This window comes from Streptomyces sodiiphilus, from assembly GCF_039529215.1.
GTDB lineage: Bacteria > Actinomycetota > Actinomycetes > Streptomycetales > Streptomycetaceae > Streptomyces > Streptomyces sodiiphilus.
This window is the reverse complement of sequence record NZ_BAAAMJ010000110.1, coordinates 1-1,104: the sequence shown is the minus strand read 5'-3', so window position 1 is coordinate 1,104 and position 1,104 is coordinate 1. Positions and strand designations below refer to the sequence as shown.

The 1,104-nt window shown below is 67.1% G+C and carries 1 protein-coding gene; it reads left to right on the top strand.

All coding sequences use genetic code 11. The features are described from left to right. Positions 1–187 precede the first annotated feature (187 nt). Positions 188–1,104, top strand: a 917-nt coding sequence (locus ABD299_RS24820; RefSeq protein WP_344267014.1) for an RHS repeat-associated core domain-containing protein, incomplete at its 3' end; no start/stop codon positions are given.

The following is a 1,104-nucleotide window of genomic DNA, read 5'->3' as shown; positions in this document are numbered from 1 at the left end:
GGGGGTGGCTGGGCAGCAGTGGGAGCCGCAGGGTGAGACGCGGTATGTGTACGGGCCCGGTGGCGCGACGCTGTTGACGATTCGTGATCGTCAGGCCACGTTGCATCTGGAGGAGTCGGAGGTCACCGTCCATAAGGGCGGTGGGGTTGCGCATTCTCAGCGTAGTTATGGGGGGCCTGGTGGGTCGGTGTTGCGGTACGCCGATGGGGAGGGTGAGCAGGGTCTTGCGGCGGTGACGACGGATCATCAGGGCAGTCCGTATACCGAGACGGTGATGCGGGAGGGGATGGAGGTCCGGGTCCGGAAGCAGGATCCGTTCGGTGCGGCGCGTGCGGTGGGGGCGACGTCGGCGGATCTGCGGACGCGTGCGGGGTTCTTGGGTGCGACGCGGGATGACGCGACGGGGTATGTGCAGTTGGGTGCGCGGTTGTATGACCCGGGGGTGGGGCGTTTCCTGTCGGCGGATCCGGTGCTGGATCTGGCGGATCCCTCGCAGTCCAACGGGTATGCGTATGCGCACAACAACCCGGTGACGCATTCGGATCCGTCGGGGCTGAGTATCAGTCTGTCGTATGCGGAGCGTGCCGCGGCGCTGGCGGCGGTGGGGCTGAGCGGTGCGCAGGTGGCGCAGGCCCGGGCGAACGCGAACAAGTCCCTCACGAGTGTGATCCTGGGGGCGGCCTGGAATGTGCTGGCGGAGTTCATCGGGATCAATGACGCGATCCGTTGTTTCGGCGGGGATCTGTGGTCGTGTGCTTCGCTGATCCTGGGGGCGATCCCGTGGACCAAGCTGTACAAGCTGGGGGCGGTGGCCAAGGCGGTCGACCGGACGATCGATGCGGTGCGTGCCTGGCAGAGGGCCAAGCGGGCCGCGCAGGTCGTGCTCAGTCGTGCGAAGGCGGCCGAGCGGTCGGCACTGAACGCCAAGAAGCGTCAGATCGCGGCGGCGAAGAAGGCCGCCCAGGCCAAGAAGGCCAAGGCCGCAGCCAAAGCCAACACCACCAGCAACAGAGCGGTCACGGCCAGCAAGAAGACCGGGAACCCCACCCAGAAGAAAGCCGCGGCCAAAGCCAACCCGAAAGCCTCCACCGCCACCAGCCGCTC